Here is a 14,507-nt window from a genome sequence, read left to right as displayed (position 1 = left end):
TTCGACTCGCCGTCACCGGCGCCGGCGGCAGAATGGGCCGGGAGGTGATCGAGGCCGCGAGTCACCGCGACGACTGCGAGGTCGCCCTCGCGGTGAACCGATCGCCCGTCGACCCGGTCGGCGGCGTCGAGGTCGCGGACGCGGGCGACCTTCCGGACCTGCTCGCGGGCGCCGACCCCGCGGTCGACGTGCTCGTGGACTTCACCGGTCCCGACTCCAGCGTCGAGTACGTCGCCGCCGCGGCCGAGGCCGGCGTCGCCTGCGTCGTCGGCACCACCGGCTTCGACGACGAACAGGAGGCCGCCCTCGTCGACGCAGCCGAGGCGGTGCCGATGTTGCGCGCATCGAACTTCTCCCGCGGGATCGCCGCGCTGCGCCGGGCGGTCCGGGCGGCCGCCGGAGCGCTCCCCGGCTACGACGTGGAGGTCACCGAGACCCACCACAACGGGAAGGCTGACGCGCCCAGCGGGACGGCCCTGACCCTCCTCGACGACGTCGAGGACGCCCGTCCCGAGCTGGACGAGCGCGTCCACGGCCGCGAGGGGGACGCCCCGCGAACGGACGGCGAGATCGGGGTTCACGCCCGCCGCGCGGGCGACATCGCCGGCGAGCACGAGGTGCTCATGGCCGGCGACGAGAACGTCCTCGAACTGACCCATCGCGCCGGTTCCCGGCGTGTGTTCGCCGCCGGCGCGCTCGACGCCGCCGCGTGGCTCGCCGGCCGCGACGCCGGCGCCTACGACTTCACGGAGGTACTCGACTCACCATGACGCTCGAATCCGATATCGACGACCTGTGGCACCGCTACGACGACGGACTGACCGCGGCCGACGCCGACGACTCCGTCCGCCGATCCCTCGACGAGTTCCTCGACGCGCTTGAGGCGGGAGAGATCCGGGCGGCACGCAAGACCGGCGACGGCGTCGATTCCTGGGAGGCCAACGAGTGGGTCAAGCGGGGGGTTCTGCTCAACTTCGGCCTGCGCGGGACCGAGCGCCGCGAGTACGGCGGCGTCGGCTACTACGACGTGCTCCCGCTGCGCGAGACTGACGACCTCGAAGCCCGCGGGGCGCGAAACACCCCCGACGGCACCGTGCTCCGCCGGGGCGCCCACCTCGGCGACGACACGATCATGATGAGCCCGTCGTTCGTCAATATCGGCGCCCACGTGGGCGCGGGAACGCTCGTCGACTCCTGCGACACCGTCGGCTCCTGCGCCCAGCTCGGCGAGAGCGTGAAGCTCGGCGCGAACACGCTGATCGGCGGCGTGTTGGAGCCGGTCGAGGACGCGCCCGTGATAGTCGAGGACGGCGTCTCGCTGGGCGCGGGCTGTCGCGTCACCTCGGGGTTCCGCGTCGGCGAGAACTCGATCGTCGGCGAGAACACGCTGCTCACGCCGCGAATCCCGGTGTACGACCTCGTCGAGGAGGAGGTCGTCTACGGCCACCTCCCCGAGAACCGCCGCGCGTTCACCCGGTTCGTCGAGTCCAGCGTGAGCGACCACGACCTGTTCGAGGGCGGCGCGTACAAGCCCGCGGTCGTCGCCACCGACGTGGAGACCGAGACCCTGGAGGCGACGCGGCGCGAGGACGCGCTCCGCGAATGAGCGGCGAACAGTCGTCCGAGCCGGATCCAGGGGGTGCGGTCGCCGGCGGCGGTCCGGCGATCCGCCGGCTCGCTGACTGGGACGCCGACCGCCTGCACGAACTGGCGGCCGACCACGACACCCCGCTGTACGTCACGGACCTCAACCGCGTCGCGGAGAACTGCGCACGGCTGCGCGGCGCGTTCCCGGACGCGGACGTGAAGTACGCGGTGAAGGCGCACACGGGCCGGGCGGTGTTGGAGACGGTCCGCGAATCCGGACTCGACGCCGAATGCGCGTCCGCCGGCGAGGTACGTCGAGCGCTCGACGCCGGCTTCCCGAGCGAGCGCGTCGACTACACGGCGGTCAATCCCCCCGCCCGCGACCTCGACAGCGTGGTCGAGTGGTGGGAGGGGCATCCCGAACTCACGATCACGGTCGGCGCGCGCGACACCCTCGACCGCCTCGCGGAGCGCGGCTACGACGGCCGCGTCTGCGTCCGCGTCAACCCCGGCGTCGGCGCGGGCCACCACGAGAAGGTTCGGACGGGCGCCGCGCCGAAGTTCGGTGTCCCGTACGATCGCGCCGCGGAGGTCGTCGAGGAGGCTCGCGACCGGTTCGAGGTGGTCGGGATCCACGCCCACGCCGGGTCGGGTATCCACGGCGAGGAGGACCTGGCGGCCCACCGCGACCTCGTCGCCCGGATGGGCGAGTTGGCGCGCGAGGTCGGGGACGAAGCACTGGAGTTCGTCGACGTGGGCGGCGGCTTCGGCGTCCCGTACCGCGAGGAGGATCCCGCCCTCGATCTGACCGCCGTCGCCGACGCGACCCGCGAGGCGCTCGGCGACGTGGACGCGACGCTCGCGGTCGAGCCCGGGCGCTACGTCGTCGCCGACGCCGGCGTCCTCCTGACGACGGTGAACACGGTGAAGTCGACGCCCGACACCACGGTCGCGGGCGTCGACGCCGGAATGACGGACCTGCTGCGCCCGGCGATGTACGACGCTTACCACGCGATCCGGAACCTCGACGCGTCCGAGGGGAGCGCCGGGGGGCCCGTCACCGTCGCCGGCCCGATCTGCGAGACTGGAGACACGTTCTGCGACGGGCGCGACCTCCCGATCCCCGATCGGGGCGACCTGCTCGCGGTCGGCAACGCCGGCGCCTACGGCTACGAGATGGCCTCGACGTACAACTCCCGGCCGCGGCCCGCGGAGGTGAGCCTCGCGGGCGACGTGCTCCGAGAGCGCGAGACGCTCGCGGAAGTTACCCTGCTGGAGCGCGGAGGGGCGGACGAATGAGCGAGTCGACGGGGCCGACCGGATCCGCTGGACAGTTGACGGTGCCGGCCGTGAAGTACCACGGGACGGGCAACGACTTCCTCGTCGTCGACGCCGCGGACGCCGAGGACGTGCCCGACCGCGGCGCGTTCGCCGTCCACCACTGCGACCGCGAGACCGGCGTCGAGGGGGCCGAGCGGACCGGCGCCGACGGCGTCCTCTTCATGCACGTCGATGAGGCGACAGTCCGCGGCGACAGTCCGGTCACCGCCACCATGACGCTCGTCCAGCCGGACGCCTCGATCGCGGAGATGTGCGGCAACGGCGCGCGCTGTGCGGCCGCGTGGGTGCGCGAACGCACCGGCGCGGACGTGGTCGACCTGGAGACGCCCGCGGGGACCCGTCGGGCGGTCGTCACCGGCGGAAACGATGACGGAAGCGACGCGAACGGAAGCGACGCCGACGGGACCGACGGGGCCGCCGCCGGCGACGAGGTCTCCGTCGAGGTGGCGATGGGCCGCCCGTCGTTCGATCCCGCGGACGTTCCGTTGGCCGACGGCCGCGACGAAGCCCTGATCGAGGAGGACGTGGAGGGGCTGACCGTCACCGCCGTCGACACCGGCGTCCCCCACGCGGTCGCGTTCGTCGACCGCGGCGGTGACCCCGGCGACGCCGGCGGCGTGGACGCGGTCGATCTGGACGCGGTCGCGCCGCCCGTCCGCCACGCCGACGTCTTCCCCGAGGGCGCGAACGTGACGCTCGCCGCCCGAACCGGCGACGGGACCTTCGATCAGCGCACCTACGAGCGCGGCGTCGAGGGCGAGACGCTCGCGTGCGGCACCGGCGCCGTCGCCGTCGGGGCTGTCGCGCGCGACCTCGGATTGACGGATCACACGGACCTCGCCGTGTCGCCGCCGGGCGGCACCCTGCGGATCACGGTTCCGGACGACGCGCCGGCGACGCTGACCGGGCCGGCCGCGCGGGAGTTCGACGTGGATCTCCCCGTTCCGGAGTCGAGTCAGGAGGAGGAGGAATGAGCGACGCCGAACCCGGCGACGAGCCGGCGTCGGCGACCGAGTTCGATCCGGTCGCGTTCCTCGTCGAAGCGGTTCCGATCGCGTCCCACGAGTCCGTCGACGAGATGCGGGAGTTCCTCGTGGAAACGCTCGCTGCCCACGGCGTGGACCCGTGGGTCGACAACGCGGGGAACGTCCGGGCGACGCGGCGCGCGTCGGACGCGGACGCCGCGGCGGAGGGACCGCACCTCGTGTGCAACACGCACATCGACACCGTCCGGCCGCACGTACCCTTCGAGCGCGACACCGACGAGGAGGGGAACGAGGTGATCCGGGGCCGCGGCTCCTGCGACGCGAAGGGACCGCTCGCGGCGCTGCTCGCGGGCTTTCTCGCCGTCGAGCCCGCACGCGGCGCGGTCACGCTCGCGGTGTCGCCCGACGAGGAGACGCTGTCGACCGGCGCGGACGCGCTCGTGCGTGGTCGCGACGCCGACCACCCCGACGGCCCGGTCGATCCCGTCGACGGCGACCTGTTCCTCGTCGGAGAGCCGACCGACTGTGACGTCTGTGTCGCCGCTTGCGGCCGGTTCGAGGGGACGCTGACGCTCTCCGGCTCCGCCGCCCACGCCGCCGAGCCCGTCTCGGGGGTCAACGCGGTCGCCGCGCTGGAGGACGCGCTGGCGGCGATCCGCCGGTTCGACGACGACGCCGAAGCACACCCGATGCTCGGCGCGCCGACGCTCGTTGCCACGGGCGTGACCGGCGGCGAGGCGACCAATCAGGTGCCAGCCGAGGCGACGATCACCCTCGACCGACGGTCGGTGCCGCCGGAGACGGCCGAAGGGTTCCGAGCGGATCTCGAGGCCGCGGTCCGCGCGGCCGTCGACGACGCCGTCGGGGTCGAGTTCGACCTGACGGAGCGCTCGACGCCGTTCCTGGAGGCGTTCGACACCGATCCGGACCACGCGTTGGTGTCGGCAATCAGCGACGCGGCGCGCGCGGTCGGCGGAGAGACGGACGGCGAGGTTCGGCCCTTCGGCGCGGCGACGGAGGCGTCGTACTTCGCGCCCGCGCCGACGGTCGTGTTCGGGCCGGGCCATCTCGCCGACGCGGACGGCGCGGTCGCTCACGGCGAACGCGAGTACGTCCGCGTCGACCGCGTCCGCGACGCCGCCGGGACGGTTCGGCGCGCGCTCGATTCCCTGCTCGGGTAGCGCGGGCGGACGACGCCTCGATCGCTTGACCGCCGCCGCTTTGGTCGCCGGGACGGTACTACGGGATATGTGTACCCTGACGCTGGCCTGGCGGGTGTTCGACGAGGCTCCGGTCGTCGTGGCGGCCAACCGCGACGAGTCCTACGGTCGACCCTCCGAACCGCCCGCCGCCCGCGGCGACGGGGTCATCGCGCCGCGGGACGCCGAGGCGGGCGGGACGTGGGTGGGCGTCACCCGGGACGGCCTGTTCGTCGGGATCACCAATCGCTGGGTCGACGGGCTCGCCGGGGAGCGCTCGCGGGGACTGCTCGTCGACGACTGCCTGCACGCGGCGTCCGCGGAGGCCGCGGCCGGTCACGTCGGAGAGTCGTGTCGCGACCACGAGTACGACGGGTTCAATCTCGTGATCGCGGACGCGGCGGCGGCGGTTCTGCTGGAGTGGGACGGCCATCTGCAGGTGACTGACCTGGAGGCCGGGGTCCACGTCGTCGGCAACACCGGCTACGACGGCACCTACTTCCAACCGCCCGCGCGGCCGGAAGCGGGTCCCGAGGAGGCACACAACGCGACGCGGCTCCGTCGCGAACTCGCCCCGGAGCGGGGGGAGTCCGCCGACGCGTGGCTCGACCGTGCGGGCGCGGCGCTCGGCGATCACGAGTTCGGCGTCTGCATCCACGACGAGACACACGGGTTCGGCACGGTCTCGTCGACGCTCATCGGGGCGGGGACCGATGGCGCGATCCGGTACGATCACGCGGACGGACCGCCCTGCGAGGCGGCGTACGAGCCGGTCGAGTTCGACGGGTGACGAGGACCCGATCTCGCCGCCGGAACGCTCTCCGTCGGGGCGGCGGGGCGCCGGAACCGAGAGCTCTCGGCGCTCCCGTCGGACGAAATAAAAGGGAAAGGGTAAACGGGGACGCCGTCATTGGAGCGTGTATGAGCGCCTCCGACGCCGAAGCGAGCCTCTCCGAGGACGAGCTCGCCGGCCTCGAACTCGTCCGCGAGACCGGCGGCATCCACCAATCGGACTTCTGGAAGGAGCTGGACGTCTCCTCGCGCAAGGGGAGCCGCATCGCGGAGAAGCTGCAGGGACTCGGCCTCATCCAGCGCGAGGACGCCGTCTACAACGGTCACAACACGTACTTCCTCGCGCCGACGGCGAAGGACCTGAACTTCTCGCTGATGATGGCCGGCGACATGCTCTCGCCGTTCATCGGCGAGGAGGAGATCGACCCGAACTCCGACGCGTTCACGCAGTGGCTGATGAACCTCGCGTACGAAGAGTACTGACACCGAACCGGGTCCCGCGCAAGCTCCCCGAGTTCTCGATCCGGATCGTTCCCAACGGGCAGCGACGCTTCGACCGACCGGACCGACCCTGAGGCTGGGCGTCCCGCGGGGATCAGTCGTCGCCGTCCAGTTCGTCCACGAGGTCGCCGCCGTAGCCGACGTAGCCGGCGGGCGTCAGCGCGTGTAGTTCTTCGCGGACCGGTTCGTCCACGTCGAGGTCGTCGAACAGATCGCGGAAGTCCTCGATCGTGACGCGCTCGCCGCGGGTCAGCTCCTTCACGCGCTCGTAGGCGGCGGTGTCGCCCTCGCGTCGGAGGATCGTCTGGACGGCCTCCCCGATGATCTCGGGGGTGGTCTCCAGTTCCTCGCGCATCACCTGCTCGTTCGGAACGACCTTCGCGAGGCCTGCAGCCGTCTTCGAGTACCCGATGAGACAGTGTGCGAGCGCGGCGCCGACGTTGCGCTTGACCGTCGAGTCCGAGAGGTCGCGCTGGAGCCGCGAGGTGGTGATGTAGTCCGCGAGGAACGTGAGATCGGCGTTCGCCTTCGAGAGGTTCCCCTCGCTGTTCTCGAAGTCGATCGGGTTCACCTTGTGCGGCATCGTCGAGGAGCCCGTCTCGCCGGCGGCTGCCTCCTGCCCGAGGTAGCGATCCGAGACGTACAGCCACACGTCCCGATCCAGATCGAGCAGGACGTTGTTGACGCCGCGGAGGGCGTCGAACAGCGCCGCGAGGTCGTCGCAGGGGTTCACCTGCGTCGCGAGCGCGGTGTGTTCCAGCCCGAGCGACGCGACGAACTCGCGGGAGAACGTCCGCCAGTCCACGTCGGGGTAGGCCGCGCGATGGGCCGCGTAGGTCCCCGAGGCGCCCGCGAGCTTTCCGGAGAGGCCGTCGGCAGCGCCCTCGACGCGGCCGATCGCTGTTCCCAGTCGGGCGGCGTAGACCGCGAGTTCCTTCCCCCACGTCGTCGGGGTCGCCGGTTGGCCGTGCGTCCGCGCGAGCATCGGCACGTCGCGGTGCTCGCGCGCCTCCTCGGCGAGCGTGTCGCGGATCCCGCGCAGTTCCGGCACCAGCACCGACTCCACCGCGGGCTTGACGAGCAGCCGCTGGGCGAGGTTGTTCACGTCCTCGCTGGTGAGGCCGAAGTGGATCCACGGATGCAGACGCTCTGGCGTCTCCGTGCGCAGGAAGTACTCGACGGCCTTCACGTCGTGATTCGTCGCGGCGTAGCCCTCGGCGCCCTCCGTTTCGAGACGCTTGACGAGCCGAGCGTCCTCAGCTGAGAAGTCGTCGACGACTGCGCGCAGGTCGGCGCGCTCCTCCTCCGAGAGGTCGAGGTCGACGCCCGGCTGGTCGGCGAGCGCGAGCAGGTACTCGACCTCGACGCGGACCCGGGCGCGGATCAGTCCGGCCTCGCCGGCGTACGGGACGAGCGGCGCGGTCCGGCCGGCGTATCGGCCGTCCAACGGCGAGACGGCGGCGAGGGGGTCCTCGCGTGGGATGTCCATACCCGCGCTCCCGACGCCGGCGGCAAAGCGGTTTCGGTCGGGAGGCACCTCGACCCCCACGTCCGTGCATACGACTGGCGATCGGACGGGAATCAACCGCTATTTCGATGCGAGTTCGTGGATACGCACTCCCACAAGACCGCAACGCTCTTTCCGGCGGCGGGGGAGCGTTCCACCATGAAGATCGCGGGCATGGCGAGCAATCGCGGGCGCAACCTTCGGACCATCGCGGATCGGGCGCCGGGCGGCGCCGAGCTGTCGGTCGTCGTGGCGAACGACGCCGACGCGCCGGTGCTGGACGCGATGGCCAAGCGCGGCGTGGCGACCGAGGTCGTCGAGCGCGACAACGGGGAGGAGCGCGCGAGCCACGAGGAGCGGGTCCTCGACGCGCTCGCCGGCTACGACTTCGACCTGGTGTGTCTGGACGGGTACATGCGGGTCCTGACGGACACCTTCCTCGACGCCGCGCCCACGACGCTGAACGTCCATCCGTCGCTGCTTCCGTCGTTCGCGGGCACCAACGCCCACGAGCGCGTCCTCGACGCGGGCGTGCGCCAGACCGGTTGCACCGTCCACGTGGTCACCGAGGAGGTCGACGGCGGTCCCATCGTCACTCAGGAAGCGGTGCCGGTCTACGAGGGCGACGACGTGGCCGACCTGACGGAGCGCGTGCTGTACGAGGCGGAGTTCGCGGCGTACCCGCGGGCGGTGAAGTGGTTCGCCGAGGACCGCGTGACGGTCGACGTGGACGCCCACGAGGTGCACGTCGACGGCGACGGCGACGGCCGGTTCCCCGCCCGGCGGACGACCAGCGAGGACCGCGTCCGGGAGCTTCGCTACGGCGAGAACCCCCATCAGGACGCCGCGTTGTACGCCGACACCACCTGCGAGGAGGCGAACGTCGTCGCCGCGGATCAGTTGAACGAGGGCGCCAAGCGGCTCTCGTACAACAACTACAACGACGCCGACGGCGCGCTCAACCTCGTGAAGGAGTTCGACGAGCCCGCCGCGGCCGTGATCAAACACACCAACCCCGCCGGCTGTGCGACGGCGGACACGCTCGCGGACGCGTACGCCGATGCGCTGTCGACGGACGCGAAGTCCGCCTTCGGCGGCATCGTCGCGCTCAACCGCGAGTGCGACGCCGAGACGGCCGAACTGATCGTGGACTCGTTCAAGGAGGTCGTCGTCGCTCCCGGCTACGCCGACGACGCGCTGGAGGTGCTGTTCGAGAAGGACAACCTCCGCGTGCTCGATGTCGGCGACGAGGAGACGTTCGGCGAGCGGTCCGAGATGCTCACCGAGAAGCCCATTGTCGGCGGCCGACTCGTGCAGGAGCGCGACCTACAGGCGCCCGAGCGCGACGACCTGGAGGTCGTCACCGAGCGCGCGCCCACCGACGAGGAGGTGGAGACGATGCTGTTCGCGTGGTGCGTGATGAAGCACGTGAAGTCCAACGGAATCCTGTTCGCCACCGGCACCGAGACGGTCGGCGTCGGCATGGGCCAGGTGAGCCGCGTCGACGCCGTCACGCTGGCGGCGATGAAGGCGGAGAAGGACGCCGAGGGGAAGTCCGCAGAGGGCGCCGTGATGGCCTCGGACGCGTTCTTCCCGTTCCCGGACGCCATCGAGGAGGCCGCCGACGCGGGCATCGAGGCGGTGATCCAGCCCGGCGGATCCGTCAACGACGACGACGTGATCGCGGCGGCGAACGAGCACGACATGGCGATGGTGTTCACCGGCGACCGCGCGTTCCGGCACGACTGAGCCGCGCCTGCGTGGCCGCCACGGTCGGCCCTGCCGTTTCGGCCGACTCGGGCCAACTCGGACCGGATCAGGCCGGCTTGATCAGGTCGCGGACGTCGCCGTCCTCCATCTCCACGTTGTGTTCCCGTTCGCCGTGTCGTTTCGCCATCTCGACGAGTTCGTCGTCCGACTCCGACTGGACGACGAACGCGCAGTCCATCCCGGCGTCCTCACAGACGATCTGGTGTACCATAGTGTATCCACCGTCCGCCGATTCTCGTCGATCGGACCTTGTTATACTGTACCATGCGGCGGGTACGCTCGCCGTACGCGACGGCGACCCGGCCGCTCCGTTAGCCATAAGCGCGCGCCGCGAATCGGTCCGCGTATGCGCTACTACGAGGCGGCGAACTTCCTCTTCGACCTCCGGCGCTTCCAGGTCAAGCCGGGCACCGAGTCGGTGCGTGACCTGTTGGCCCACCTGGGCGACCCCCACGAGGGGATCGACTTCGTCCAGGTCGCGGGGACGAACGGGAAGGGGAGCGTCGCTCGGATGGTCGAGTCGGTCCTCCGCGAGGACGGCCGCCGCGTCGGTCTCTACACCTCTCCCCACTTCGAGAACGTTCGCGAGCGCGTGCGCGTTGACGGCCGATCCGTCCCGAAGGCCGAGGTCGCCGCGTTCGTGGAGGCGGCGAAGCCGTGGCTGGTCGACCGCGCCGCCGGCGGCGAGCCGCTCACGTTCTTCGAGGTCGTCACCGCGCTGGCGCTGTGGCGGTTCGACCGCGCGGACGTGGACGTGGCGGTGCTGGAGGTCGGAATGGGCGGCGAGTTCGACGCCACGAGCGTCGTCGACCCCGTCGCCGCCGCGGTGACGAACGTCTCGCTGGAGCACACGGCTGTCCTCGGCGACACCGTCGAGGAGATCGCGCGCACGAAGGCGAAGGTCGCTCCCGACGGCGGCCCGCTGGTCACGGCGACCGACGGCGACGCGCTCGCGACGGTTCGGGCGGTCGCCGAGGACGCCGACGCGGAGGTGATCTCCGTCGCCGGACCGACCGGCGGTCCCGGCCCGGTCGAGGCGGATCTGACAGCGACGTACGAGGGCGCGGTGAGCCCGCAGGAATCCCGCGTCGCGCTCGCCGGCGACGGCTGGGGCGTCGAGACGCGTATCCCGCTGTTGGGCGCCTACCAGGCGACGAACGCCGGCGTCGCCGCCGCGCTCGTGCGAGCCCTGGGCGTCGACGACGGGGCGACCCTCGCGCGCGGCCTCCGGAACGCCCACTGGCCGGGGCGCTTCGAGGTGATGGAGTCGGACCCGCTCGTGGTGCTCGACGGGGCACACAACCCAGCCGCCTGCGAGACGCTCGGGGAGACGCTCGCGGAGTTGGCGTACGACGACCTCCACCTCGTGTTCGGGGCGATGCACGACAAGGACCACGGCGAGATGGCCGCCGCCCTGCCCGCGCCGGCGACGGTCCACACCTGCGCGCCGTCGCTCGACCGCGCGGAGGACCCGGAGGTGCTCGCGCGGGTGTTCGGGCGGGAGACCGACGCGGCAGTCACCTCCGGGAGATCGGTCGCCGACGCGCTCACGGCGGCGCGCGGGGCGGCAGGTCCGAACGACTGCGTGCTCCTCACGGGCTCGCTGTTCTGTGTCGCGGAGGCGCGGACGACGTGGACCCGACAGTTCATTCCGAAGGACGTCGACGGGGAATCAGCCGCCCGGGAGACGCTCGCGGCGGCGAACGTCCCGGGCGCGGAGATCGGCGAGACCGCGGGCGAGAGCGTCCACGAGACGGTGACGACGCGCCTCTCGGAGACGCAGGCGACGCACCTGCGCCGGGAGGCCGCGCGCTCGGGCGCCGCCTGCGGCGTCAGCGGCGTCGGTGGCGGCGAGCTCGCGGAGGTCGTCTGTTCGGGATCGCGCGCCGAGCTCGCCGAGTTGGCCGGGGCGCTGGACGACCTCGATCACGGCCTCTCCGGCGTGGCGGCGGACCTGCGAGAGGCGCTCGGGATCGCGGACGCGGCGCCTCCGAACACACGCGAGTACCCGTGGACCGAGGGCACCGCGGTGATGGGCGTGTTGAACGTGACGCCGGACTCGTTCCACGACGGCGGGAAGTTCTTCGACGAGGCGGACGCGCTCGCGCGGGCGGAGGCGCTCGTCGACGCCGGCGTCGACGTCATCGACGTGGGCGGGGAGTCGACCCGACCGGGCGCCGATCCGGTGCCGGCCGACGAGGAGATCGCGCGCATCGAGCCGGTGATCGAGGCGATCGCCGACGTCGACGCGCTGATATCGGTGGACACGCGGAAGGCGGCCGTCGCGGCGGCGGCGCTCGACGCGGGCGCGGACGTTCTCAACGACGTTACGGGCCTGGAGGACCCCGAGATGCGGTTTCTCGCCGCCGAGCGCGACGTCCCGGTGATCGTGATGCACAGCATCGAGGCGCCGGTCGATCCCGATCGCGACCCCGAGTACGACGACGTGGTCGAGGACGTCATCGCCGAGCTGGGCGAGCGCGTCCTGCTCGCGGAGAAGGCGGGGATACCGCGCGAGAACGTCATCGTCGACCCCGGGATCGGCTTCGGGAAATCGAAGCGAGAGAACTTCGAGCTGCTGGGCCGCCTCGGCGAGTTCGACGCGCTCGGCTGTCCCGTGCTGTTCGGCCACTCCCACAAGTCGATGTTCGAGCTGACCGGCGAGGTCGCCGGGGACGCGCCGAACGGGACGATCGCGGCGACCGCGCTTGCGGCCGCCAACGGCGCCGATATCGTCCGCGTTCACGACGCCGCCGAGAACGTCGCGGCGGTCCGGGTCGCCGCGGCGGCGGCCGACCCGGCGGGGTTTGACGTCGAGGCCGAGCGAACCGAACCCCCCGAGGGAACGACGGGCGCCGCGAGCCGCGAGGACGGCGTCGATGACGGGGAGGACGCGTGAGCGATCCGGGACCGTACGAGGCCGCGTACGCCCATCCCGACGGCGACGCGACGGCGGCCCGGCTCGCGCAGACCGCCCGCCGATACGGCTACGACGGGCTCGTGATCCGAACGCGTGAGGCAGACTTCGACCCGGATGCGCTCCGCGAGCGCTACGACGTGGACGTCGTGCCGGCCGTCGAGGTCGTCGCCGACGAGCCCTCCTCCGCCAGCGGGGCGGTCGGGAACTTCCGCCCCGACTTCCCGCTGGTGCTCGTGCGGGGCGGGACGGACGCGCTCAACCGCTTCGCCGTCGAGCAGGACCGCGTCGACGTGCTCGCGGCGCCGCTGTCGGGCGAGGGGAGCTTCAACCACGTGCTCGCGAAGGCCGCCGCGACTCACGGCACGCGCGTGGAGTTCGATCTCGGGCCGGCGCTGCGCGAGTCCGGCGGCACGCGAGTGCGCGGGCTGAAGGGGCTCCGGAAGCTCCGGGAGATCGTCGACCACTACGACGCGCCGTACGTGGTGAGCGCGCGACCGACCTCCCACCTCGAACTGCGGTCGCCGCGGGAGCTGGTCGCGGTGGGGTCGGAGCTCGGGTTCGACGAGTCGTGGCTGCGTTCCGGGCTCGCGGAGTGGGGACGACTCGCGGCGCGAAACCGCGAGCGTCTGTCCGCGGAGTTCATTTCCCCGGGGGTCCGAGTGGACCGGTGTGAAGAAGCCGATCGCTGACCACGCGGCGCGGTTCTCGGAGGCCGCCGCCGACTACGACGACGACCAGAACAGCGAGGAGTACGAGGCGTGCGCCGGGCTGGTTATCCGCCGCGCGGCGCCCGCCGAGACCGACACGGTGCTGGATCTCGGCACCGGAACCGGCGCCATCGCGCTGGCGCTTGCCGAGGACGCCGGCCGCGTCGTCGGCCGCGACGTGAGCGAGGGGATGCTGGAGCAGGCGAGGGAGAAAGCCGGCGAGCGAGGGGTCGAGACCGTCGAGTTCGGCTACGGCGAGTTCCGCGCGCCCGAGTACGACGGCGCGGCGCAGATCGTCACCTCGAACTTCGCGCTGCATCACCTCGCGGACGAGGAGAAGCGCGAGGCGATCGAGACGTGGGCCGGCCTCGACGGCGGGACGACGCCCAGCCGGACCGACACCGTCGGCCCGCGACGGATCGTCCTCGGCGACGTGATGTTCTTCGGCGAGCCGGACCCCGAGGAGCCGTTCTACAGCCCCGAGGTCGACGATCCGGCGACCGTCGGCACGCTCGTGGACTACGTCACCGACGCCGGCTACGCCGTGACGCAGGTCGACCGCGTCCACGACCAGGTCGGCGTGATCACCGCCGAGCGCGTCGTCTCCGGCGGCCGCGAGTCGTGACCGAGTCGAACGCGGTTCCCGAGCACCCGTGAAGCATCTGCCCAAACACCTCCGCCCGCGGTGGCGCTACCTCGTCGTCGGGCTGGAGTCGTGGCCCGACGCCGACCTCTCGCGGGGACCGTTCCAGCGCGAGGTGTGGTACGCCGCCCAGAACCTCCTCGGCGACCCCGGGAGCGCCGACGCCGACCTGACGGTCGTTCGCTTCCGGTTCGACGCGGGAACCGGCGCGGCGATCGTTCGCGTTCGCCGCGGGGACCTCGAACGCGGCCGGGCGGCGCTGGCGTGCGTCGACGCCGTCGACGGGCAGCCGGTCGGCGTGCGCGTTCGCGGCGTCTCGGGGACGATACGGGCCGGTGAGGAAAGCTATTTAGGCGACGCGGGCGGATTCGAAGACGAGAGTACGGTCGAGCTCACCGTCGACGGCGCGAGCGGACCCGGTTACCGTCGCCGCGACGGCGCGGTCGACGTCTCGACGCCGTCGGGATACGTGGGCGCGACCGACCGAGACACCTCCCGCCCGGGGCGGTCCGACCCGGACGACGACGCGGCCTCGGACGGACACTGAGACTCAG

Annotated in this window: 14 protein-coding genes; 12 read left to right on the top strand and 2 right to left on the bottom strand. The window is 72.0% G+C overall.

Going from position 1 to position 14,507, the window contains the following annotated elements; translation table 11 throughout:
- Nucleotides 1-32 precede the first annotated feature (32 nt).
- The 7 genes from dapB to K6T25_RS00815 all read left to right on the top strand — a co-directional run bounded on the left by dapB (nt 33) and on the right by K6T25_RS00815 (nt 6,388).
- On the top strand, nt 33-770 hold the full coding sequence (dapB, locus tag K6T25_RS00845) for a 4-hydroxy-tetrahydrodipicolinate reductase (RefSeq protein WP_240009236.1): 738 nt from the start codon (nt 33-35) through the stop codon (nt 768-770).
- Nucleotides 767-1,606, top strand: a complete 840-nt coding sequence (locus K6T25_RS00840; protein ID WP_222915753.1) for a 2,3,4,5-tetrahydropyridine-2,6-dicarboxylate N-succinyltransferase — start codon at nt 767-769, stop codon at nt 1,604-1,606. The genes dapB and K6T25_RS00840 overlap by 4 nt, the downstream gene beginning before the upstream one ends.
- Nucleotides 1,603-2,886: a diaminopimelate decarboxylase gene (gene lysA / locus K6T25_RS00835; RefSeq protein ID WP_222915752.1), complete on the top strand. Its 1,284-nt coding sequence runs from the start codon at nt 1,603-1,605 to the stop codon at nt 2,884-2,886. The genes K6T25_RS00840 and lysA overlap by 4 nt, the downstream gene beginning before the upstream one ends.
- Nucleotides 2,883-3,902 (top strand): diaminopimelate epimerase, encoded by a 1,020-nt coding sequence (gene dapF / locus K6T25_RS00830; RefSeq protein ID WP_222915750.1) that lies wholly within the window; start codon nt 2,883-2,885, stop codon nt 3,900-3,902. Before lysA ends, dapF begins: the two co-directional genes overlap by 4 nt.
- The gene (locus tag K6T25_RS00825; RefSeq protein ID WP_222915748.1) at nt 3,899-5,095 is read left to right on the top strand and encodes a M20/M25/M40 family metallo-hydrolase; all 1,197 of its coding nucleotides are present in this window, start codon (nt 3,899-3,901) and stop codon (nt 5,093-5,095) included. Before dapF ends, K6T25_RS00825 begins: the two co-directional genes overlap by 4 nt.
- Nucleotides 5,096-5,162: 67 nt before the next feature.
- The gene (locus K6T25_RS00820) at nt 5,163-5,903 is read left to right on the top strand and encodes an NRDE family protein (protein WP_222915746.1); all 741 of its coding nucleotides are present in this window, start codon (nt 5,163-5,165) and stop codon (nt 5,901-5,903) included.
- 131 nt (nt 5,904-6,034) lie between these two features.
- Nucleotides 6,035-6,388: a helix-turn-helix transcriptional regulator gene (locus K6T25_RS00815; protein WP_222915744.1), complete on the top strand. Its 354-nt coding sequence runs from the start codon at nt 6,035-6,037 to the stop codon at nt 6,386-6,388.
- Nucleotides 6,389-6,500: 112 nt separating this feature from the next.
- Here K6T25_RS00815 and purB read toward each other — a convergent pair whose 3' ends face one another.
- On the bottom strand, nt 6,501-7,895 hold the full coding sequence (purB, locus tag K6T25_RS00810; protein ID WP_222915742.1) for an adenylosuccinate lyase: 1,395 nt from the start codon (nt 7,893-7,895) through the stop codon (nt 6,501-6,503).
- Nucleotides 7,896-8,072: 177 nt separating this feature from the next.
- Here purB and purH point away from each other — a divergent pair, with 177 nt between their 5' ends.
- Entirely contained in the window at nt 8,073-9,662 is a 1,590-nt protein-coding gene (purH, locus tag K6T25_RS00805) for a bifunctional phosphoribosylaminoimidazolecarboxamide formyltransferase/IMP cyclohydrolase (protein ID WP_222915739.1), read from the top strand.
- 67 nt (nt 9,663-9,729) lie between these two features.
- Here purH and K6T25_RS00800 read toward each other — a convergent pair whose 3' ends face one another.
- Nucleotides 9,730-9,894 carry a DUF1059 domain-containing protein gene (locus K6T25_RS00800; protein WP_222915737.1) on the bottom strand — a complete coding sequence of 55 codons (165 nt, stop codon included), beginning with the start codon at nt 9,892-9,894 and terminating at the stop codon, nt 9,730-9,732.
- A gap of 135 nt (nt 9,895-10,029) precedes the next feature.
- Here K6T25_RS00800 and folP point away from each other — a divergent pair, with 135 nt between their 5' ends.
- Genes folP through K6T25_RS00780 form a run of 4 tightly spaced genes read left to right on the top strand, consistent with a single transcriptional unit; the run spans nt 10,030 to nt 14,500 of the window.
- Nucleotides 10,030-12,582 (top strand): dihydropteroate synthase, encoded by a 2,553-nt coding sequence (gene folP, locus K6T25_RS00795; protein ID WP_222915735.1) that lies wholly within the window; start codon nt 10,030-10,032, stop codon nt 12,580-12,582.
- Entirely contained in the window at nt 12,579-13,292 is a 714-nt protein-coding gene (locus tag K6T25_RS00790) for an RNase P subunit p30 family protein (protein WP_222915733.1), read from the top strand. Before folP ends, K6T25_RS00790 begins: the two co-directional genes overlap by 4 nt.
- Nucleotides 13,273-13,935 carry a class I SAM-dependent methyltransferase gene (locus tag K6T25_RS00785; RefSeq protein WP_222915731.1) on the top strand — a complete coding sequence of 221 codons (663 nt, stop codon included), beginning with the start codon at nt 13,273-13,275 and terminating at the stop codon, nt 13,933-13,935. Before K6T25_RS00790 ends, K6T25_RS00785 begins: the two co-directional genes overlap by 20 nt.
- Before the next feature lie 28 nt (nt 13,936-13,963).
- Entirely contained in the window at nt 13,964-14,500 is a 537-nt protein-coding gene (locus K6T25_RS00780) for an Rpp14/Pop5 family protein (protein ID WP_222915729.1), read from the top strand.
- Nucleotides 14,501-14,507 lie beyond the last annotated feature (7 nt).

The organism is Halobaculum rubrum, assembly GCF_019880225.1.
Lineage (GTDB): Archaea > Halobacteriota > Halobacteria > Halobacteriales > Haloferacaceae > Halobaculum > Halobaculum rubrum.
The sequence above is the reverse complement of the archived record's forward strand: the minus strand, read 5'-3'. Positions and strand labels throughout refer to the sequence as shown.

Coding starts and splice junctions, on each gene's coding strand:
- K6T25_RS00820 (WP_222915746.1), top strand. CDS start 5,163: ATGTGTACCCTGACGCTGGCCTGGCGGGTGTTCGACGAGGCTCCGGTC.
- purH (WP_222915739.1), top strand. CDS start 8,073: ATGAAGATCGCGGGCATGGCGAGCAATCGCGGGCGCAACCTTCGGACC.
- dapB (WP_240009236.1), top strand. CDS start 33: ATGGGCCGGGAGGTGATCGAGGCCGCGAGTCACCGCGACGACTGCGAG.
- purB (WP_222915742.1), bottom strand. CDS start 7,895: ATGGACATCCCACGCGAGGACCCCCTCGCCGCCGTCTCGCCGTTGGAC.
- K6T25_RS00800 (WP_222915737.1), bottom strand. CDS start 9,894: ATGGTACACCAGATCGTCTGTGAGGACGCCGGGATGGACTGCGCGTTC.
- K6T25_RS00825 (WP_222915748.1), top strand. CDS start 3,899: ATGAGCGACGCCGAACCCGGCGACGAGCCGGCGTCGGCGACCGAGTTC.
- dapF (WP_222915750.1), top strand. CDS start 2,883: ATGAGCGAGTCGACGGGGCCGACCGGATCCGCTGGACAGTTGACGGTG.
- K6T25_RS00815 (WP_222915744.1), top strand. CDS start 6,035: ATGAGCGCCTCCGACGCCGAAGCGAGCCTCTCCGAGGACGAGCTCGCC.
- lysA (WP_222915752.1), top strand. CDS start 1,603: ATGAGCGGCGAACAGTCGTCCGAGCCGGATCCAGGGGGTGCGGTCGCC.
- K6T25_RS00840 (WP_222915753.1), top strand. CDS start 767: ATGACGCTCGAATCCGATATCGACGACCTGTGGCACCGCTACGACGAC.
- folP (WP_222915735.1), top strand. CDS start 10,030: ATGCGCTACTACGAGGCGGCGAACTTCCTCTTCGACCTCCGGCGCTTC.